The 16,842-nt window shown below is 41.5% G+C and carries 30 protein-coding genes and 1 tRNA gene; 10 read left to right on the top strand and 21 right to left on the bottom strand.

The window, feature by feature from the left end:
• Positions 1-6: 6 nt before the first annotated feature.
• The 21 genes from F986_RS13430 to F986_RS13330 all read right to left on the bottom strand — a co-directional run bounded on the left by F986_RS13430 (position 7) and on the right by F986_RS13330 (position 9,958).
• Positions 7-663, bottom strand: a complete 657-nt coding sequence (locus tag F986_RS13430; RefSeq protein WP_004695918.1) for a putative metallopeptidase — start codon at positions 661-663, stop codon at positions 7-9.
• Positions 632-1,147: a recombination protein NinB gene (locus F986_RS13425; protein WP_004695916.1), complete on the bottom strand. Its 516-nt coding sequence runs from the start codon at positions 1,145-1,147 to the stop codon at positions 632-634. The genes F986_RS13430 and F986_RS13425 overlap by 32 nt, the downstream gene beginning before the upstream one ends.
• Before the next feature lie 54 nt (positions 1,148-1,201).
• Positions 1,202-1,609: a hypothetical protein gene (locus tag F986_RS13420; protein ID WP_004695914.1), complete on the bottom strand. Its 408-nt coding sequence runs from the start codon at positions 1,607-1,609 to the stop codon at positions 1,202-1,204.
• The gene (locus tag F986_RS13415; protein ID WP_004695912.1) at positions 1,606-2,163 is read right to left on the bottom strand and encodes a Panacea domain-containing protein; all 558 of its coding nucleotides are present in this window, start codon (positions 2,161-2,163) and stop codon (positions 1,606-1,608) included. Before F986_RS13415 ends, F986_RS13420 begins: the two co-directional genes overlap by 4 nt.
• Positions 2,164-2,241: 78 nt before the next feature.
• The gene (locus F986_RS13410; RefSeq protein WP_004695910.1) at positions 2,242-2,517 is read right to left on the bottom strand and encodes a DUF968 domain-containing protein; all 276 of its coding nucleotides are present in this window, start codon (positions 2,515-2,517) and stop codon (positions 2,242-2,244) included.
• Positions 2,504-2,728, bottom strand: coding sequence for a hypothetical protein (locus tag F986_RS13405; protein ID WP_320158716.1), 225 nt, complete (start codon positions 2,726-2,728; stop codon positions 2,504-2,506). The genes F986_RS13410 and F986_RS13405 overlap by 14 nt, the downstream gene beginning before the upstream one ends.
• Before the next feature lie 474 nt (positions 2,729-3,202).
• Positions 3,203-3,277, bottom strand: a tRNA-Trp gene (locus F986_RS13395).
• 345 nt (positions 3,278-3,622) lie between these two features.
• Complete coding sequence (locus F986_RS13390; protein WP_004695907.1) at positions 3,623-4,063, bottom strand: hypothetical protein; 441 nt, start codon at positions 4,061-4,063, stop codon at positions 3,623-3,625.
• A gap of 9 nt (positions 4,064-4,072) precedes the next feature.
• The gene (locus tag F986_RS13385) at positions 4,073-4,411 is read right to left on the bottom strand and encodes a DUF1064 domain-containing protein (protein ID WP_004695905.1); all 339 of its coding nucleotides are present in this window, start codon (positions 4,409-4,411) and stop codon (positions 4,073-4,075) included.
• Complete coding sequence (locus F986_RS13380; protein ID WP_004695903.1) at positions 4,404-4,703, bottom strand: hypothetical protein; 300 nt, start codon at positions 4,701-4,703, stop codon at positions 4,404-4,406. The genes F986_RS13385 and F986_RS13380 overlap by 8 nt, the downstream gene beginning before the upstream one ends.
• Entirely contained in the window at positions 4,696-5,154 is a 459-nt protein-coding gene (locus tag F986_RS13375; protein ID WP_004695901.1) for a hypothetical protein, read from the bottom strand. The genes F986_RS13380 and F986_RS13375 overlap by 8 nt, the downstream gene beginning before the upstream one ends.
• Positions 5,151-5,720, bottom strand: coding sequence for a hypothetical protein (locus F986_RS13370; RefSeq protein WP_004695899.1), 570 nt, complete (start codon positions 5,718-5,720; stop codon positions 5,151-5,153). The genes F986_RS13375 and F986_RS13370 overlap by 4 nt, the downstream gene beginning before the upstream one ends.
• Positions 5,713-5,877 (bottom strand): hypothetical protein, encoded by a 165-nt coding sequence (locus F986_RS18450; protein WP_004695897.1) that lies wholly within the window; start codon positions 5,875-5,877, stop codon positions 5,713-5,715. The genes F986_RS13370 and F986_RS18450 overlap by 8 nt, the downstream gene beginning before the upstream one ends.
• Positions 5,874-6,320 carry a hypothetical protein gene (locus F986_RS13365; protein ID WP_004695895.1) on the bottom strand — a complete coding sequence of 149 codons (447 nt, stop codon included), beginning with the start codon at positions 6,318-6,320 and terminating at the stop codon, positions 5,874-5,876. Before F986_RS13365 ends, F986_RS18450 begins: the two co-directional genes overlap by 4 nt.
• A complete protein-coding gene (locus F986_RS13360; protein WP_004695893.1) occupies positions 6,317-6,745 on the bottom strand; it encodes a hypothetical protein in 429 nt (142 codons plus the stop codon). Before F986_RS13360 ends, F986_RS13365 begins: the two co-directional genes overlap by 4 nt.
• A complete protein-coding gene (locus tag F986_RS13355; RefSeq protein WP_004695891.1) occupies positions 6,742-7,587 on the bottom strand; it encodes a hypothetical protein in 846 nt (281 codons plus the stop codon). The genes F986_RS13360 and F986_RS13355 overlap by 4 nt, the downstream gene beginning before the upstream one ends.
• Entirely contained in the window at positions 7,580-8,353 is a 774-nt protein-coding gene (locus F986_RS13350; protein WP_004695890.1) for a YdaU family protein, read from the bottom strand. Before F986_RS13350 ends, F986_RS13355 begins: the two co-directional genes overlap by 8 nt.
• The gene (locus F986_RS13345) at positions 8,353-8,643 is read right to left on the bottom strand and encodes a hypothetical protein (RefSeq protein WP_004695887.1); all 291 of its coding nucleotides are present in this window, start codon (positions 8,641-8,643) and stop codon (positions 8,353-8,355) included. The genes F986_RS13350 and F986_RS13345 overlap by 1 nt, the downstream gene beginning before the upstream one ends.
• On the bottom strand, positions 8,643-9,416 hold the full coding sequence (locus F986_RS13340; protein ID WP_004695885.1) for a hypothetical protein: 774 nt from the start codon (positions 9,414-9,416) through the stop codon (positions 8,643-8,645). The genes F986_RS13345 and F986_RS13340 overlap by 1 nt, the downstream gene beginning before the upstream one ends.
• Complete coding sequence (locus F986_RS13335; RefSeq protein WP_004695883.1) at positions 9,413-9,733, bottom strand: hypothetical protein; 321 nt, start codon at positions 9,731-9,733, stop codon at positions 9,413-9,415. The genes F986_RS13340 and F986_RS13335 overlap by 4 nt, the downstream gene beginning before the upstream one ends.
• A 39-nt stretch (positions 9,734-9,772) precedes the next feature.
• Positions 9,773-9,958: a Cro/CI family transcriptional regulator gene (locus F986_RS13330; RefSeq protein ID WP_004645351.1), complete on the bottom strand. Its 186-nt coding sequence runs from the start codon at positions 9,956-9,958 to the stop codon at positions 9,773-9,775.
• A 79-nt stretch (positions 9,959-10,037) separates the two neighbouring features.
• On the opposite strand from F986_RS13330, the gene F986_RS13325 reads away from it, so the two are divergent.
• From F986_RS13325 to F986_RS13280, 10 genes are all read left to right on the top strand, one after another.
• Positions 10,038-10,718, top strand: coding sequence for a LexA family protein (locus F986_RS13325; protein ID WP_004695881.1), 681 nt, complete (start codon positions 10,038-10,040; stop codon positions 10,716-10,718).
• Positions 10,719-10,827: 109 nt separating this feature from the next.
• The gene (locus F986_RS13320) at positions 10,828-11,946 is read left to right on the top strand and encodes an XRE family transcriptional regulator (RefSeq protein WP_004695879.1); all 1,119 of its coding nucleotides are present in this window, start codon (positions 10,828-10,830) and stop codon (positions 11,944-11,946) included.
• 2 nt (positions 11,947-11,948) lie between these two features.
• Positions 11,949-12,482, top strand: coding sequence for a DUF4411 family protein (locus F986_RS13315; RefSeq protein ID WP_004695877.1), 534 nt, complete (start codon positions 11,949-11,951; stop codon positions 12,480-12,482).
• 211 nt (positions 12,483-12,693) lie between these two features.
• Complete coding sequence (locus tag F986_RS13310) at positions 12,694-13,047, top strand: hypothetical protein (RefSeq protein WP_004695876.1); 354 nt, start codon at positions 12,694-12,696, stop codon at positions 13,045-13,047.
• Complete coding sequence (locus F986_RS13305; RefSeq protein ID WP_004695873.1) at positions 13,044-13,547, top strand: hypothetical protein; 504 nt, start codon at positions 13,044-13,046, stop codon at positions 13,545-13,547. The genes F986_RS13310 and F986_RS13305 overlap by 4 nt, the downstream gene beginning before the upstream one ends.
• Positions 13,544-13,921 (top strand): hypothetical protein, encoded by a 378-nt coding sequence (locus tag F986_RS13300; protein WP_004695872.1) that lies wholly within the window; start codon positions 13,544-13,546, stop codon positions 13,919-13,921. Before F986_RS13305 ends, F986_RS13300 begins: the two co-directional genes overlap by 4 nt.
• 4 nt (positions 13,922-13,925) lie before the next feature.
• A complete protein-coding gene (locus F986_RS13295; RefSeq protein ID WP_004695870.1) occupies positions 13,926-14,948 on the top strand; it encodes a V-type ATP synthase subunit I domain-containing protein in 1,023 nt (340 codons plus the stop codon).
• Between the two features lie 11 nt (positions 14,949-14,959).
• Positions 14,960-15,832, top strand: a complete 873-nt coding sequence (locus F986_RS13290) for a recombinase RecT (RefSeq protein ID WP_004695869.1) — start codon at positions 14,960-14,962, stop codon at positions 15,830-15,832.
• Entirely contained in the window at positions 15,832-16,491 is a 660-nt protein-coding gene (locus F986_RS13285) for a hypothetical protein (protein ID WP_004695867.1), read from the top strand. The genes F986_RS13290 and F986_RS13285 overlap by 1 nt, the downstream gene beginning before the upstream one ends.
• Entirely contained in the window at positions 16,488-16,724 is a 237-nt protein-coding gene (locus F986_RS13280) for a hypothetical protein (RefSeq protein ID WP_004695865.1), read from the top strand. The genes F986_RS13285 and F986_RS13280 overlap by 4 nt, the downstream gene beginning before the upstream one ends.
• Positions 16,725-16,842: the final 118 nt, after the last annotated feature.

Below are 16,842 nucleotides of genomic sequence, written 5' to 3'. Positions count from 1 at the left end.
ATTCTCCTACGCTAATTTCAATAAACATGTACCGCATGCATGAGCAATATTAGCCCGAGATATAGTTGGACCATCATTTGCAAGCTCTACCATTTTTTGGACATCTGGTGATGCACCGTAACGCTGAACAACTCCGTGGAATTCTTCAACATCATGACCACGTAAGAACAGTCTAGGCTCACCCATGGATGTATATTCAAACTCACCATGCCGATCTTTCTTATGCCCAATGTGATAAAGCTCGTGTTCTACCAGTGCGCAGAAATCCACATCACTCATGATCTGACATACGCGCGCATCCAATGTGATGATGTATTTAGGCACATCACCAAACCAGTCAATCAACTGAAGCTCTTGCCGATCTTTACGCCAACCGCCCACATTAATCATCACTCGTTCAGTTTGACCCAATACACGATGGTCTTTCGCTTCGCATTTTGTGTAGGCCCAAAGGAATGAAATCTCAGGAGGTTGAAAACTTAATAGGTGCTCATGATCTGGATTGTGGAGTTTGCCCCATGATTCAAGAAAGGTTTCTCTAATCCATGGCCATAAATCATTATTGGCAGGCTCGAAGTGAAGTAGACCACCAGTCTCAATAAATTCATCATCTTCAACATCTGTGTTTTGATTATCTTGGATAGGAGGATAAGGACGCTTCATCTTGATAACACCACTTCAAATCATCCGGCACAGTTAAATGCACACCCAACTTCACTACTGCAAAATCATGCACGTAATTCAAATACTCGGTCATCTGCTTAACGCTTAATTTGGTTGTGCTGCAAAGTCTTATCACCTGCTCTGCAATCACCCGGTATTCTTCACATTCATTCTGCTTGAGCATTGCAATCGCATTACAGGTCTCAGCAAACTCTTGATCATCACGACGATAGATATAAATCAGGAATCGTTTCTTAAACTCGTAATGGAGTGAATCTTTGTCTTGCCCAGTCTTTTTCTCTATCTGACCTAACCACATCCACATGAGTCTATTCTGTGCAGTGGATCTATCATCCAGCTTCTGATCAATCACCACCCTTAACGGCTTACCCTCATTAATCGCTTGAGTGTAATTGGTGTGCATGTAGTTAATAGCTTTGGTGATGTCTGCATGAGATTGGATAGGAAACACGGCTTTTTGCATTTCCTGCTCCCAATAAAAAAGGCGCCTAATAGCGCCTTTTCAATAACTGTTATATCAAACTAATGATGATTCGATAATATTCTCATGCCTACCTGATATATCTAGGCTCTCTAATGCACACAATTGTAATTTCTTCAATATATCTGAAGTTAAATTACAAACGGGGCTAATAATCCCTGAAAATCTTTTTTGTAGCACTTCATTTGCATTTAGCTCATAAAATTCATTCAAGCAAACCCAGGTACATTTTTTAAAGTAGCACGAGTGCTGAGGGAGGTAAAAATTATGCAATCGATCATTTGGCTGGCAACCAAACGTTGTCCCTCTACCATGTTGTCTTGATGTGGTTTTAGCTACAATTGCAACCCCGCTATCCCAACCAAGCACAACAAAAAGCTTTTCCCCTGACTCACCATCATGAAAACTAAAATTAGTGTCAAAAAATACCGATCCTGGCGTCATGATAGTTTTTCAATAACCTCTAACCGATCCTGAGCAATACGCTTCATTTCATCATATTCTTGTCTTCTAAAAGCAAGTTCGTATGGAATTAGACCGCGTTTATTGTTTTCAATATTGTAGATTTGATGCCAAGGTAAATTTTCCAAGTGCGTTGCCTCAATCATATCGTCAGCAAGAGTGTCTTTATAGGCAACCACAAGGTCATTCATAATCTTTAATTCTCGTTTTGTAAAAAAACTAGAATCAAAGTCTTTTTTGGTTTCTACCTTAAGCATTGTATTCTTACCCTGATACACAGGGATTTCTTTGAAGCTTAAAATTTCTGCCATATCTGGTTCAGGCGAATTTATTTCATCAAATAACTCTACCGGCACAGGCCCCATTTGCCATGCAAAGTAATCCATTCCAGTTACATTGCGACCAGTTAATTTATAGTGTTCAAAGTCAAGAAAATATAAAAGTTTGAACAATTTGATCTTTCCGCACTTCTCTACGTTTTTTGCAAAAAACGCTACAGAATGCAGAAGCTTTTCACGATCACGATTTATGAGCATAGCACCTTACCTCTAGGTTAATGATACCAAATCACTAGCAGTAAAAGCAGAAAAATTGAATATTTGAGAGTCATTCCATCAAAACGCCTCTCTATCTTCCATCACCAGCATCCGATTCACTCTCACCAACCATTTCTCAAACATGGCTTCACTTTGTTCTCGGTTGCCCAACTTATATTGATCAAATGCGGCATGACAGATTGCACATAAGGAAATTACAAATAGATCAGAGCTTTTGATTCCTCTGCCTTTACCGTCACGGCTTGAATTTGAATGAGCAGCCTGACTATGTGGATTACCACACCTTACACACGGAAGCTTTCTAATCTCAGCCAGCCGCTTAGGACTTCGCATTGAGTTGCTTCTCTATGCTTGCAATCTGTTTGCCAATCTTTCTTAACTCACCAATACAGTCTTGTCTAAATGCGTGACTTGAAAATAGATGGTTGTAATTCATTAACCGCGCTTGGTTTGCTTTAAGTATTTCTAAGTTTTTAGATGCTTCTACACGATCTACCACTTCCACCCCCACTTCTTGCAAATACTTTGAAATGCATGCCCACACTTAATAGCACCAACACTGATTTCAAATTCCTTTTGTTTCTCTTTGCGTGTCCTACGCTGCCTAGATTCTCTAGATTCTTGTCTTTTTATCCTTTCAATTCTTTGTATAAATACGCCTGAGCGCATTCTTTCTAACCCTTGAAGCACTTCAAACATACTTACCACCAATAAGAAAAGAAAAACCCCGCCAAGTTTGTTATCTCAGCGAGGTCTTATGTGCCGTAATACGTTCGGCAAATGCCACCGAAGTGGCGAGGGTCTTAAACTTCTTTCATACAATCCCGACACACCTTGATTTCTTCATCATCAACCGTGTAATCGATCTCAGTCGCACCATGTAGGCCGAATAAACATAATAAGAATTGGAGCATGTGGATCTCCTTTTGATCTCATAAGTAAAGCAAACCACCGGATGCCTCAGCGCAATATTTCCGGTAATGCGCTATCTATGACAGGTTTGCTTTCTTTTGAAATCTGGCACGCCATGCAGGACTCGAACCCACACCACCGATTTTGGAGACCGATGCTCTACCAGTTGAGCTAATGGCGCTTAAAAAAGGATGTGGTTATCTGCCACACCCTTGCCTTAGATTACGATATTGACCAGATCGGCAACTGATCTACCGCTACTCACAATCACACACACCTAACATGCACGGTCTGCTTTACTTGCTTTCAATCCTCTTTAGGTCGGGACGCTACTCCCTAGTCTAGATTCCCGAGGGAAGTTTACTCGATGGCATGTTCCACTGGTCAGCACTCCAGTAGGCTAGGTTGCCTTTTCACAGGCATTAAAAAAGCCCACCTTTCGATGAGCTTCTTTCCGATCAAGTGCTTAACTAACACTTCGACCACTTAACACAAAATAGCATATTCGCATTTAAACGCAAGTTATTTAATCAATTTTCAGTCTTTTATCATGCCCTGCTAAATAAAACTTTCCTGCATAAACCATGTTATTAATCGAGCTACGACTCAAAGCAAATTCACGCACCATTTGATCGAGTGATAATCCCCGCACATTCTTCTCAATAAACAATCTCACAGCCACTTTTGCTGACCGACAAATCCGATCTGAAAATTGAATATCAATAATCAGCTTTCGTATTTCCTCAGCCTCATCATCCGAAATATTGCACACGATTTGGTTTTTGCGACTACCGTAGTCTTTATTGTTCTCGCAGATCAGCCAGTAAATCTGATTAACGCCTAAGCTATCAGGCATATTTCCCGACTTCATTCTGCATATTTGGATGTATGCGCCATACTGATTCAACCATTCTTCAACTGTATATTTCGACCAATCCATCACGTGTGTTTTTAGCGCTGCATTCATCCCAATCCCCTAAATCTCTCTGATCTCTAAACCGTGTACTGACTTCATCAAATGTTTCTTTAAACGGTAAACTGGCAAATTCCGTGTCATTGTGCTTTTGACATCTTCAACGACCAGTTGCCCATTTTTCCGATAAACAAAATCTGCGACATACTTCACTGCTGGCTTGCGTCTTGGCTCATTCTCAAACTTGACCGACTCAGCCAAAATAAAAGCCTTTTGCAGTTCTAAGCTTTTGATTTCCCCTGCACGTTCTAACAGCGACAAATCCCGATAACGCCTTGCTTCTTTCTGACTATCGAAAGTGATGCCGTTAAGCACCACCTTCTTGTTGTTATATTTAGTCATTGGCACCTCGATTCACTGGCGACATGCGTTCAAGTAGTCCCTTCCTAGCCTTTTCATGCTTCTCTTTGGCTTCACGCTCCCACTTAATGCGAAGATAAGTAGCCAAGGGCAAGGCAAGTACCACCAAACACAAAGAAAACAACCAGACAGCAATTACGAATACAGCTTTTGCGAAAACCTTGATTACACTCCACAAGTCTTCAAGAGCATCCAAGACATCACAACGCAAGTCTGAAAAAATACTTCTAGTGCCGTTTTTAAAGCCAACTATAGTTTTTAAGTGCTTATTCATGACCACCTCGCAGGGCTTTCTTAACCATCCAATACGCTTCCTCAAATGCATTACTTGCACCCTGATCAAGCATGTCCGCTTTTTCTTTCCACAATCCCCAACGGTTAGCGCTTTCACCATCCAGATATTCCAGAACCTCATCAACCTTCTTATGCTGATCCTCACACTCCTTCTTCTTCTCGATATAACAAGCCTCCATGTTGTTGAGCTGGGCTTTTAAGTCATCAATCTCACCCTGACGAGCATTCCAGCCTTTGGTGTGCCATTCTTGAGTGAGTGCGACAAATTCATCTTTAGAGCGCTGACGTTGTGTGTTCCAACCCTGATAAACCATCTGAACTGGCAACACTCGATAAACATCACCATCTTTGTCAAACAGCTTGTCACCGTGAATGAATCGCATGTTTGTGTAGAAGTCCTGACCCTTAAACCACTTTTCAAAATCACTCATTCATCACCACCCTTGAGCGCTTGCTCTAACACTCTCCGCACAGGTCTCAGCATTAACAGTTTAGAAGACCACCAATTTTTAGCTTGCGTTCCGATAGCTGCCTCTCGACCTTGTTCTGTTGCTTCTATTTGCAAATCCACAAAAGTAACAGCTCCTTTAATGGTCAGTTCAAGGTCATCTACACGCTTTTGCAGCTCTACATTTTTAGATAGGTAGTACGCTACCTGTTCACGCTGTCTGATTGTTTCAGTATTCAAAGCAACACTGATTTTATGAAGCTCATCAATTTTGGCTTGTTGCTCTTGCCATGCATCCCACTGCAAACCAATAGCTAAAGGAACTGACCTGCCTTGACGACTTGGTATATACAGTTTTCCGTTGTGAAAAAATGCTGTTACGTGATGCTTTTGAATTCTATTAATAAATCGAACTTCATGGTCTTTAGTGGCGCCAAAGTCTTTCAGCTTCCCGTAGCAAATACGCTCACCATCCACAACATAAGAGCCACAAGACAAGCATTGGTCTGACTGCTCTTGGCAAACTGGACACGATTTAAATTCACTCATCCCAATCACTCCATTCCCCACGAATCAAATCTTCATGCAACTTGCTTTCTTCATCTGCTGCTCGATGCATCGCTTCAAACTGCTGTTGCAGCAATTCTTTCTCCTGCAAGTCAGTCGTTTTATTGATCTGATCTTTTAATTCCGCAAATCCTGTCATGCTATTCGCTCCTTTCTGATACGCTCTGCTCTGCGTAGCGATGAAGCCTTGTTGCATGAGAAGCAGCTTCTTGTGCTTGTATACCGAAGCGTTGAACCACAAGTGATACACGCTGTTCCGTTAAAGTGTTTAAGGCCCTTTTCTTTCGCCTCTCTCCAAGCAATCACGCTTGGGTTGTTTCTTCTTGCACGTGCTTCTGATACAGCACTCGCCATCACTTCACGCATAGTCTTTTGAGATTTTGGTTTTGAGCCATTCCACCCTTTGCTGTATTCACCCGAAAAGCCTTGAGGTAATTGCTCAACAGCTCCACCGTTTTTTAAGAAAGCCTCAAGATCACTATCTAGCTGCTCACGTAGACTGCGTTTAGCTTCGATCTGAGCATGAGTTATGTTTTTACCAGCTTGTACCGACTCGATTCTTTGCTGAAGGATTTCGTTCATGCGGCACCCCCTGCCAAACGGTACTGATTGGTATAGCCACTATCGCTACCTAGCGGATCATGCTCACCAGATAACACATCACAACCATCTGGCATGTAGTCAATATCGCACCTGCCCCAGTAATACCGACGGCACTGCAATTTCCCTTCTCTCTGCAATTCCATGTATAAAAACGGACACAAGAATCGATAGCCTTCGTAATAATCAAAATCGATAAACACCCATTCATCGGTCATGGCTGCGAGTATTCGTGCTTTGATGCGCTCGATAATTTCCAGTTGTTCAGCTTCGGTCTTTAAATAAAACTCAGGTCCCTTTACATAGCTCCGCGCATACCATGGCACGCGATCCATTGGATTTTCAGGCTCCTGAATGTCTGCAAAGCCAAACATGTCTATTGTTTGAATATCTTCTGCTTGCTTCACACCCCACCCCCTACTTTTTCATCCAAAAACCGAACTGCTTGCGGCAATTTCTTCTGTTCAGATTGCAAAGCCGCTTTGTATTCCTCGAAGTCATCAAACGGATCAATGTGCTGCATCTCCATAGATTCCCAAGGCTGGGTTTCTTTCACTTCCTCGGTCATCTTGTTCACATTGCGCTTGATGTGTGGTGCAAGCTTCGCAAGTGCTTCTTGAGCAATAGTCTTGTATTTCAAAGAATCGCTTTGGATTTCAGCTTTAGTCTGTTTGTGTTCAAGTTGAAGTGCTGCTTCAGGTGCTTTTAAAAACCCATCAACTTCTGCTTGCTTGATCGCTGCAATCGCTTGGTCTTTGTCTGTTCCAAGTGAAGTGACATAAATCGGCTTCAATCCTTGATCTTTGGCTTGAGTTACAAGTCGGTCATAGGCATCACAAAATATTTTCTTTGCTTCAGCACGCTGATACTTGTCACCAGTCTTAATCAATTCTTCACAACGGCTGAATGCTTGAGCCATTTGCTCAGTCCAAATCACTGTTAATTCTTGACCATCAAAGCCAATAGATTTTTCAGCAATCGCCCATGCTTCATGTGAACCTAACCAATCGTCGGTCTTTGGTTCGCACCAAGAACGGAATTCGGGGATAGTTGGTGGCCATTGCTCATGCTTCATGCGATTCACACCGCGAGCAAAGTCTTCAACTGTTAAGCCTTGGTATGCGTCGACCATGGCTTGCTTTAGTTCGTCTTCATGGACACCTGCCCACTGGTCGATAAACTTCTTGCCGTAGTTAATGCGCATTTTATCAATCAGACGTTGAGCGTCTTCTTTGGTGAACTCACGCATGACCCACCCCCTCAATCAGTAATGACTTTTTTGGTGTGACATCCCGCTCACCAAATGCTTGTTGTTCGGCTTGTCGCCAACGATCATGTTCATTCGCTGTACGTTGTTGAGAGGTTTGAATTTGCGGCTTTTCAGTATTCTGTTTTTCAGAATCTTGATTTCGCATAATCCACTGGACAAATTTCACCAATGCTTTGTTGGCAACCATGGATTGATTTGCGTAGTACAACTCGAACTGCGGTTGCAGTTGGTCAATATATTTCTGGTCAACTGGTTTACGGCCAGACTTCAATAAATTGGCATTCACATAATCGAGGTCGAACGTATATATATATTGGTTACTGGTTAATGGTTTATGGTTATTGGTTAATGGTTTATGGTTAGGTGACGATTCGTGCTTTTCTTCACACGCTTCGTGTACGTTTCGTGACGCTTCGTTCTTAGATTTGCGTTTTTCTTCACGCTGCTTGGCAATTCGTGCGTTAGTTTCAGCTTTGGCCTTATAATCCATGAGTTCATCGCAAATACGCTTTTGAACGTATCGGCCATCATTTTGCAGCTCAAAAAACTTGGTCAAAACAAACTTAACTGCTGCCACCTCTGCTTCATCACGCGCCCATGCCCAATCCAAAGCTTCATCTAATGTTGGGAAGATTTCGCGGTCATAAATTGCATCCATAAGCAAAGTGTAAGCACCATGCTCAAGCATGGATAAGCGCCCCGCTTTCTTTGCGTAATCGCCTAGATTGCGTTTGTAGTAATGCATTACACCACCTCCTCATCAATCATTTCGAGAAGTTCAATTGCGTGGTCGCGAATATCATCAATTTCGCCACGGTCCGCACACTCAAGAATGCTGAATGCAATATCACGAGCCGATACAACCTTTACAAAACTAACGAACTCCTCTTGTTCTATTTTTTTTGCAAGGCTAATTGCTTTGGTGAGCTTGTAACGCAACTTCTTGCGCGACTCATTCAAATACTCATGTTCTTCATGAAGCAGACCAGTCCTAACGCTTTCCAATTGCTTGATTAATTTGCTTTCAGTAGTCATTACGCTGCCCCATTGAGATTTGATAAATTAATGTTGTAAACCGCTAACCATGCGTCTTTGTGATATGAGTTCACGCTGCCATAGTTGGCATCTTCGGCTTTTTGGATTTCTAGGCGATTTGTTTTGCTGTAGCGGCGAAGTTCGTATGTGTCATACGTGCCACCAGTAAGTGCTTGAACCTTTTTAATAGTTGCGAAGCCTGTAGAGCTATCAAGTTGGGTTTTGAGCTTTTCAACTTCTTTGACTTTTGCAGATAGGCGACCCATTGCAGTTGCTTCACGACGGCTACCGATTTCAGCTTTAGTGGCGATTGCATGGTCGCGTTCTTGAATGGCAATTTGTTTTTGCTTTTCTTCTTCAATCCATTTTTTAGCGCGTTCGATTGGGTCTTCGATTGCGTAGGATGGTAGGTTTTGAGCTGCAATATGTTGTTCCATCGCTGTCATGCGATCAAAGACCTGGGCTTGCAACTCGTAGCTGTATGACATAGCCATGAGGCAAGCTTCGCGTTTTGGGAAGCGGTAGATTTGACGCTGAACAGTTCCACCGGTGCCATTCTTGAAATTATCAACTGCAATAAATTTTGCAGTTGCTTCCACGCCAAGAACTTGCGGAACCTTTGACATAAAGCTGCGATGCTGTAATTCAATAAATGGCTTTTCAATTGTTGCCACTTCTTGACGATGCGCATTGATGTAATCAACAAGCTCAGGTGACGACATTGTCACTTGGTCTGTGTTATTATCATTTTGAATTTGTGCTAACATATTCATTGTTCATTGACTCCAAAGTTTTGAACATCAAGCTCAGTGGTTGCACCCACTGGGCTTTCTTTTTGGTGTACCAAAGTGCCCAAAGTACACTTTGACCGATTACGCGCTCTTGCCATACGCTCATACTTAGCATCTTCAGCTAGTAGGGCTTTCGCTATGACCTCACGCACCCAGTTACACGAATCTTGCTCATTGGTTTCACTGGCAACAGCGATTGCATCAAGCATTTCATGTGTAAATTTGATGGTTTTGGGAACGGTGTATTTCCCGCCCAAATATCCTTTTTCGATTGCTTCTTTCAAATCATCGACTCCCATTAGTGGATTCCTTGCAATTTCTAAAATTCATAAACTTCCCTATACAGCTTCTTTGCTGTGTGTGATTGGTTGCTTTCCAGCCGCTAAATCTCGAATTTGGTATTCACGCGCTAAAGGGATTTTTTGGTTAGGCCATTGGTAAACGGCAGGCGGCTCTATTCCAAGTAGCTTTGCCAGTTCAACGCCATTAACCCCAAGCAACTCATATGCTTCTTGTTTGGTCATTGGTATCCACTCAATAAAATAAGATTTCTTAGTATTTAATCAAAGAAAACTTATAAAAGCAATATGTAAGATAACTTATATGGAAAAGACAACTACTGGTCAGCGCATACGTGCGCTTAGACGCTCGAAAAAATTAACTCAAGTGCAATTAGCAAAGATTGCTGGAGTAAGTTCGCCTGCTGTAACTGAGTGGGAAAAAGATAGCTATTTGCCTAAAGCGGGATCATTAGAGGCGATGGCAAATCATTTTGGGGTAACAACTGAATACATACTGACTGGCAAAGGCGATCCTAGTGCCACACAAAAAGACCAATCTAACGTGGCTCCTGTGGCTCCACGCATGGCCCCTGTTCTTTCATGGGTGCAAGCTGGAACTATGACCAATGTTCAAGCTGTTGATATGTCACAGGTGGAGGAATGGCTACCCATTCCAGATGGTGATTGTGAGAAGTGCTTTTACCTGAAAGTACAGGGCTTGAGTAACTACCCAGAATTCCATGAAGGCGATTACATTCTTGTAGACCCTACTCTGCCTTTTAGTGATATGAACTCAGGCGACATTATTGTTGTTAGAAAGTTTGATGATGCGACTTTTAAGCGCCTGGTAATTGAGCCAGATGGTACTAAATACCTACAGGCGATTAATCCTGAATTTAAACCAAACATCATTCCGCTTGATCAAGACTGTGAATTTGTTGGTGAGGTAGTGGATTGTATTCGCTACGTTTATCGAGCTAAGAAAAAGCTACGCAAAATTTAAGAAATAAAAAGCCGCTATATGCGGCTCTTAAAATTTAAATTTATCGACACTATTCTTCTTTACTAAATCTAGTACAATTAAGTTATGTAATTTGGAGCTTTATGAATTAATGGCTATTCAATTGGTTGAGCACTCACCCATAGCACTTCAGCGCTATATGACTGACATGAGCTTGTCAGCGGATGAGCTCGCCTATTTAACAGGAATATCCAATAATAAAATTAATAAAGCCTTGGAAGAAAATAATGTTTTTAAGCTTAGTCAGCTAGAAAATATTGCAAAAGCACTGTATGTACCAACGGTTTACTTAACTACTCATGATTTTTTTTATGAGCGAAATAATCCTGAATTAATTGAATTTAGAAACCAAGTTAATATTTCTGAAGATAAATATAAAGAAAATGCATTAGTTCAAGAATTTTGTTTGGTAAGGGATAACTATATATCTGTTATTGAATCATTAGATGAGGAAGTTCAATCGTTTAATCTTCAGCTTACAGGTGAGAATCCAGAGCTAGATGCAAAACTAATCGTTGAATATTTTGGCTTTTATAGTCACAGCAAAAAAACGAAAAACTCTGATGATTATTTTAATGCCTGGAGAGATATTGTAGAACTCAAGGATGTTATTGTGATTGATCGAGGGCGAGAGAAGTTTGGTTCTGATGGCATGTGTCTATATTTTAATGCAGCTCCAGTCATTGCTATTTTTAGCTCAGGCCAGTCTCCTTCAAGAAAATTATTCACATTAATTCATGAGATCGTGCATTTAGGCTTAGGTGAAAGTGTTTTTGATGGACACTTGTTAGAGTCTAACAGTAAATTAGAAAAATACTGCGATCGTGTGGCTGGCTATGTTGTTGCTCCCCCACAAATTGTCAATGAGTCTTTCAATAAAGCCTTAAATCTTGAAGATAATATTTTACTTATTCGCAAAAAGACGAAAGCGAGCAAAGCAGCAATTGCGATTCAGCTTAAAATATTGGGATTGATTAATCAAAATCAGCTAAATGAATACCTTGACTATATCAAACCCAAAGAAGGCGGTGGGTTTGGTTCAAAAAAAGAAAATATGGTTCTCAAGTATTTTGGGCATAGTTTTGTTGAGAAAGTAATGAGTGCAATGTGGCAAGATCAAATATCATCAAATATTGCAAAAGACATTCTGGGTTTTCACAAGAAATCTAAGCCTTCTGCGTTTAAAGAATTACAGCAAAAGGTATTCTAATAATGATGAAAATTAGTTTAGATACAAATGCTGTATTGGATTTTTGCTACAGAACATATCCTGAAGATGTCTTTCCTCAATTATGGGGAGTTTTGCACTCCTTTAAGCTTGCTAATACAGTCAAATTCTTTATATGTGACTCTATCTTAAGTGAAATAGAGCAAAAAATTTCTGATTATAATTATGATGAGGATATTTTTCAGAATTTCTTAGATAGATTTTCGGTTCGAAAAATCACATCAGATGAGCATGGGGCTTCTACTCTAGAGCTTAAAAAACAATTATTAAGCTTCCCCGCCTCCTCTGACTCCCATCATGTTAAGAAAGATAATTACGCTGACTTGGATGTTATTAGTCTTAGCCATCATCTTGGCTCGGGTGCTTGTGTTTTAACGTGTGAGCAAAAAGCGCCTGTGTTTAATTGGGATGCGAAATCCCATAAAGGAAACCTTAAAGTTCCAAATATATGTGAAAAGTTCTCGCTAGATTGTGGTAACTGGCCTCAGGTCTTATTAAAACTTGGAGTTGTAGTTTAATTTAAGTCAAATATCTCTTAATCAACCCATCCCTGTGATGGGTTTTCTTTTGTCTATTAAATCATAAAAAATAAGTTTTCTAAAAATAAAACTAACATTTCTTACATTTTTGCTTGACACTAAAACTAAGTTTTCTTATATTTAATCTCGTAAACACAAAAAAGCCCAGCAACTTTAGACGGGAACTGGGCTTCAACACAACGAGGTCATTATGACAACTAAATCCAATATTCTCAAGTCTGCATTAATTGCAGCATCAATCAGCGCAGGGATAGCAGTAGCTTACGCTTTCCAGCCTGCTAAGACTTCTATTGAGCTAGAAGAACCTCAAGTCAACATCGCTGCACAGCAATACGAAGTTCAAAGCGTAAATTGCAATCAAGTGTGCATCGCTACTGTCAAGGCTGACGAATACAGCATTTATGTTGAATATGCCTTGGATGATGCTTCAGTCGAGTTTCTGGACATTTTGAACGTGGTGCATTCCGATGAAACTGTGAATGCGTATATCGACCAGTACGAGATTCAAAAAATTAACGCTGCGATTGTTGGGAGTGTGAAGTGAAAATATTTTCTATTGAGGTTTTTAACCTTGGCAGCAATGGCTTGATGTCTGGCTCATGCACACCAAAAGGCAGCCTAGGTGTGACTGTAGACGATTACAAGTTTGAAGTTTATGAGCGCGTTGGCAATGCCATTTTCTCAAAGTTTGGTGAGTTGATTCATGTTTACGGTCACGCGCCAGGATCAAAGGGAGGTTTTGCAGATAGAGAAATTAAGCTCCGCATAAAAGAACCTTCAGTGATGTTTCCAAAAGTGCAAGCAACAAGACTGCACAAATTTAAAGGCGATTTGTGGTGTAGCGGTGAAGCTGAGAGGCAGGTTGCTAAGCACCTGGGCACAGATTTATATGGCATAGGTGTAAAGAGGATTGGGGATCGAAATTCTTGCTACGGATCAGTCAAAGCAACTGCAAAATTTATGGATGTTGTTGGTAAAGCCGTTGTTCTTGGGAGTCCTTATCAAGGTGATTTTAGTGCTGAATTAAATGAGGTGCCAGCATGAACACTCAAACCAAACCTGAATTGTTCGCACCTTGCTTTCCGATGCTTTCGATCAAAAAGTCAGGCATTGAAGTTGATGCGGACAATGTGCAGTTCTCTTTTGTGGTTGGTAATGAGTCCATTGACTGTGAAATCAAAGCGGTTGAATTGACGGATTCAATGTATGCAGAGCAGCAATTTCACCCTGAATCTGGACGTGATGTGGACTACATCAAGCTTGAAGTGGATAACAAGACTTTAGCTTTGGTCACTCGATCTGACTTTGAAGAAACACCAGCTGGCTTGCATTTCATTCTGACTGAATCTCAGGTCTATGAGTTGAATGAATGGCTTGAAGCGGATGCGGTTGAAAAATTTGAAATGGCACAAGGATAAGAATATGAATGCAAAATTTGAATTAGAAATCGCGGATCAAAACATTGTTGTATCTGCATTTCGCACACTAGGCGGCACCACTGAATTATTCGAGCGCATTGCTCAAGAAGCGCGTTCACACGTTCCAGATGTGACCACTAAAAAAGGCCGCGACCAGATTGGTTCACTGGCAATGAAGGTAAGCAAATCTAAAACCTTTATTGAGAAGTGTGGCAAGGAGTTGGTTGCCGAGCAAAAGGCTCAAGTCAAGCTTATTGATGATGACCGCATTGCTACTGTTAAAAAATTTGATGAACTACGCAATGAAATTTTGGCACCGCGTGATGCATGGGAGCAGGCGGAAAAAGATCGTGTGGCGAAGCATGAAACCACAATTTCTGTTATTCGCATGCCTTTGAGTTTAATTCAAAACGAAGATGGCGAATGGACTGCGCAAAGCATTAAGGATGCAATCTCTGAACTTGAAAACCGTGTAATTGACTCATCTTTCGAGGAATACGAAGAGCAAGCGAAACTCGCCAAATTTGAAACACTGGAAGTACTGCGCAAAGCACTTATTGCTCGTGAAAAATACGAAGCTGAACAGGCTGAATTAGAACGCCTTCGCATCGCAGAACAGCAACGCATTCAGCAAGAACGTGAAGCACAAATTGCCCGCGAAGCTGCTGAAAAGGCTACTCGTGAAGCCGAAGAAAAAGCACGTTTTGAAGCTGAGCGTGTGCAGCGTGAAAAGCTTGAAGCGGAACAGCGTGAAGCTCGATTGAAAGCTGAAAAAGAAGCTGCGGAATTACGTGCACAGCAAGCTGCTGAAAATGAACGTAAGCGCATTGAAGCAGAGCAATTTGCACAAGCCGAAGCTGCGCGTAAAGCAGAAGAAGCACGTTTAGCCAATGTTGAGCATAGAAAACAAATCTGTAGCGAAGCGCTTAAAGGTCTGACTGATCTTGGTTTAAGCGTTGATCAGGGCAAAGCTGTTCTAAATGCAATCAATAAAGGCTTAGTGCCTCACGTTTCGATCAAATTTTAAGGAATAAGAATATGAATGCACCAGTACAACATACAACCAAAGCTTTCTTTGATCGTCCTGTAGTTCAGGAAAAATTAAAAGAGCTTGTTGGCAAAAATGCCCCTGCTTTTGCAACTTCTGTTTTGCAGATCGTGAACAGTAATTCAATGCTTGTTAATGCAGATCCACAGACCGTATTTAGCGCTGCTTGCATGGCTGCGACATTAAACTTGCCAATCAATAACAACCTTGGCTTTGCTTACATTGTTCCTTTTAAGAACAACAAGACAAACACTATCGAAGCTCAATTTCAGCTTGGGTATAAAGGATTCATTCAATTGGCTCAACGCTCAGGTCAGTTCAGCCGCATTGCTGCAACTCCTGTTTATGAGGGTCAATTGTTATCCGCAAACCCATTGCTTGGCTATGAGTTTGATTGGTCGGTTAAACCAAGTGGCAACCCGATTGGATATGTGGCGTTTTTTAAGCTGATTAATGGCTTCACCGCTGAACTCTATATGAGTAAAGAGGAAGTAATGAAGCACGCCAACAAGTACAGCCAAACAGCCAAAAAAGGCTTTGGTGTGTGGAAAGACCAGTTTGAAGCCATGGCGCTTAAAACCGTGTTAAAGCTGCTTTTATCGAAGCAAGCCCCACTTTCAATTGAGATGCAGACTGCACAACTTGCGGATCAAGCCATTGTTCGTGATGTGGAAACTAATGATTTTGATTACATCGACCATAGTGAATCTGTTGCGGATTTAGAGCCGCCAAAACTCACGCTGAATGATGATGAGTTTGATGCAGCGCTTGAGCAGTTGAACGCTGGTGCGATTGATAAGGCTTATATCTTGAATGGTTACACATTGACAGATGCGCAGCGTGTAGCGGTGGAGGCTCAATAGTGAAACTATTCCGATGTTCATCCCTTCATAAACTTATTGGTGATGGTCGCTCTAAAGCGGCTGTCATCAGCGACACGGCAAAGTCTGCAATCCGTGACATCGTGAAAGAGGACTTATACGGTTTTCGCTCATTCACTGGCAACCAGTACACGCAAAAAGGCAATTTGCTCGAAGATTTGGCAATTGAGATGTCTGGAAAGATGCGTCTACGCAATTATCAAAAGCACGTTGGTCGTGTTGAAAATGAGTTAATCACTGGCGAGTGTGACGTTCTTGATCTCAAGAATAAGCTGATTATTGATACCAAATGCACTTGGGATATTGGCACACATCCATTCTTTGCAGATGAAGCAATGGAGAAAGTCAAAAAGGCTGGCTATGACGTACAGATGCAAGCCTATATGTGGCTGTATGACTGCGATGTAGCGAATATTGATTTTTGGCTATTCCCTTGCCCGCCTGAATTGTTGAACGGTTGGGATGACATAGATCAATTGGTTCACCTGGTAGAAAAGATTGATATTCGAGAGCGCAAGACGACTGTAGTCATCGAGCGTGACGAAGCAATCATTCAAAAAATCAAAGACAAGGTTCCGCACTGTCAAGAATATTACGCAAAGCTTTTTGCTGAACGTAGCAAGGTAAAGGTGGCTGCATGAAAAAATTAACTCGCGTTCATCCCCTTATGAGCGAAGCCTTCATTATCTGGCTTGTCCGCATCGGCTATCGGGGTGTGCGTCATAGCTCAGGTGACACGCATTTTTATTGTGAGGTGGTGAATAAGAACTTTCCTCGCGGTGTGGTCATTATGGCGAACGGAAAGCTAAATAAGATTGCCGTGCGCTTGTATGAAGAATTTAAGAAACATGACCCGTTTAATGAGGTGGTGTGATGTTTAAGGTTGGTCAACTTGCAGTAAATATTGATGAAGGCACAACACACCAGATTCGACACATCAAAATTCAGAATGGTGAGCAGATGTTAGGGTTTGGTAGAAAGCGGTTCGCATG

This window comes from Acinetobacter johnsonii CIP 64.6 (assembly GCF_000368045.1).
Classification (GTDB): domain Bacteria; phylum Pseudomonadota; class Gammaproteobacteria; order Pseudomonadales; family Moraxellaceae; genus Acinetobacter; species Acinetobacter johnsonii.
Note: the sequence above shows the minus strand (reverse complement) of the source record. Positions and strands in the feature narration are given on the sequence as shown.

Bases quoted from the DNA above. Each gene is read 5' to 3' on its own strand.
- F986_RS13430 (WP_004695918.1), bottom strand. From the start codon at position 663: ATGAAGCGTCCTTATCCTCCTATCCAAGATAATCAAAACACAGATGTT.
- F986_RS13425 (WP_004695916.1), bottom strand. From the start codon at position 1,147: ATGCAAAAAGCCGTGTTTCCTATCCAATCTCATGCAGACATCACCAAA.
- F986_RS13420 (WP_004695914.1), bottom strand. From the start codon at position 1,609: ATGACGCCAGGATCGGTATTTTTTGACACTAATTTTAGTTTTCATGAT.
- F986_RS13415 (WP_004695912.1), bottom strand. From the start codon at position 2,163: ATGCTCATAAATCGTGATCGTGAAAAGCTTCTGCATTCTGTAGCGTTT.
- F986_RS13410 (WP_004695910.1), bottom strand. From the start codon at position 2,517: ATGCGAAGTCCTAAGCGGCTGGCTGAGATTAGAAAGCTTCCGTGTGTA.
- F986_RS13390 (WP_004695907.1), bottom strand. From the start codon at position 4,063: ATGAATGCAGCGCTAAAAACACACGTGATGGATTGGTCGAAATATACA.
- F986_RS13385 (WP_004695905.1), bottom strand. From the start codon at position 4,411: ATGACTAAATATAACAACAAGAAGGTGGTGCTTAACGGCATCACTTTC.
- F986_RS13380 (WP_004695903.1), bottom strand. From the start codon at position 4,703: ATGAATAAGCACTTAAAAACTATAGTTGGCTTTAAAAACGGCACTAGA.
- F986_RS13375 (WP_004695901.1), bottom strand. From the start codon at position 5,154: ATGAGTGATTTTGAAAAGTGGTTTAAGGGTCAGGACTTCTACACAAAC.
- F986_RS13370 (WP_004695899.1), bottom strand. From the start codon at position 5,720: ATGAGTGAATTTAAATCGTGTCCAGTTTGCCAAGAGCAGTCAGACCAA.
- F986_RS18450 (WP_004695897.1), bottom strand. From the start codon at position 5,877: ATGACAGGATTTGCGGAATTAAAAGATCAGATCAATAAAACGACTGAC.
- F986_RS13365 (WP_004695895.1), bottom strand. From the start codon at position 6,320: ATGAACGAAATCCTTCAGCAAAGAATCGAGTCGGTACAAGCTGGTAAA.
- F986_RS13355 (WP_004695891.1), bottom strand. From the start codon at position 7,587: ATGCGTGAGTTCACCAAAGAAGACGCTCAACGTCTGATTGATAAAATG.
- F986_RS13350 (WP_004695890.1), bottom strand. From the start codon at position 8,353: ATGCATTACTACAAACGCAATCTAGGCGATTACGCAAAGAAAGCGGGG.
- F986_RS13345 (WP_004695887.1), bottom strand. From the start codon at position 8,643: ATGACTACTGAAAGCAAATTAATCAAGCAATTGGAAAGCGTTAGGACT.
- F986_RS13340 (WP_004695885.1), bottom strand. From the start codon at position 9,416: ATGAATATGTTAGCACAAATTCAAAATGATAATAACACAGACCAAGTG.
- F986_RS13335 (WP_004695883.1), bottom strand. From the start codon at position 9,733: ATGGGAGTCGATGATTTGAAAGAAGCAATCGAAAAAGGATATTTGGGC.
- F986_RS13330 (WP_004645351.1), bottom strand. From the start codon at position 9,958: ATGACCAAACAAGAAGCATATGAGTTGCTTGGGGTTAATGGCGTTGAA.
- F986_RS13325 (WP_004695881.1), top strand. From the start codon at position 10,038: ATGGAAAAGACAACTACTGGTCAGCGCATACGTGCGCTTAGACGCTCG.
- F986_RS13320 (WP_004695879.1), top strand. From the start codon at position 10,828: ATGGCTATTCAATTGGTTGAGCACTCACCCATAGCACTTCAGCGCTAT.
- F986_RS13315 (WP_004695877.1), top strand. From the start codon at position 11,949: ATGATGAAAATTAGTTTAGATACAAATGCTGTATTGGATTTTTGCTAC.
- F986_RS13310 (WP_004695876.1), top strand. From the start codon at position 12,694: ATGACAACTAAATCCAATATTCTCAAGTCTGCATTAATTGCAGCATCA.
- F986_RS13300 (WP_004695872.1), top strand. From the start codon at position 13,544: ATGAACACTCAAACCAAACCTGAATTGTTCGCACCTTGCTTTCCGATG.
- F986_RS13295 (WP_004695870.1), top strand. From the start codon at position 13,926: ATGAATGCAAAATTTGAATTAGAAATCGCGGATCAAAACATTGTTGTA.
- F986_RS13290 (WP_004695869.1), top strand. From the start codon at position 14,960: ATGAATGCACCAGTACAACATACAACCAAAGCTTTCTTTGATCGTCCT.
- F986_RS13280 (WP_004695865.1), top strand. From the start codon at position 16,488: ATGAAAAAATTAACTCGCGTTCATCCCCTTATGAGCGAAGCCTTCATT.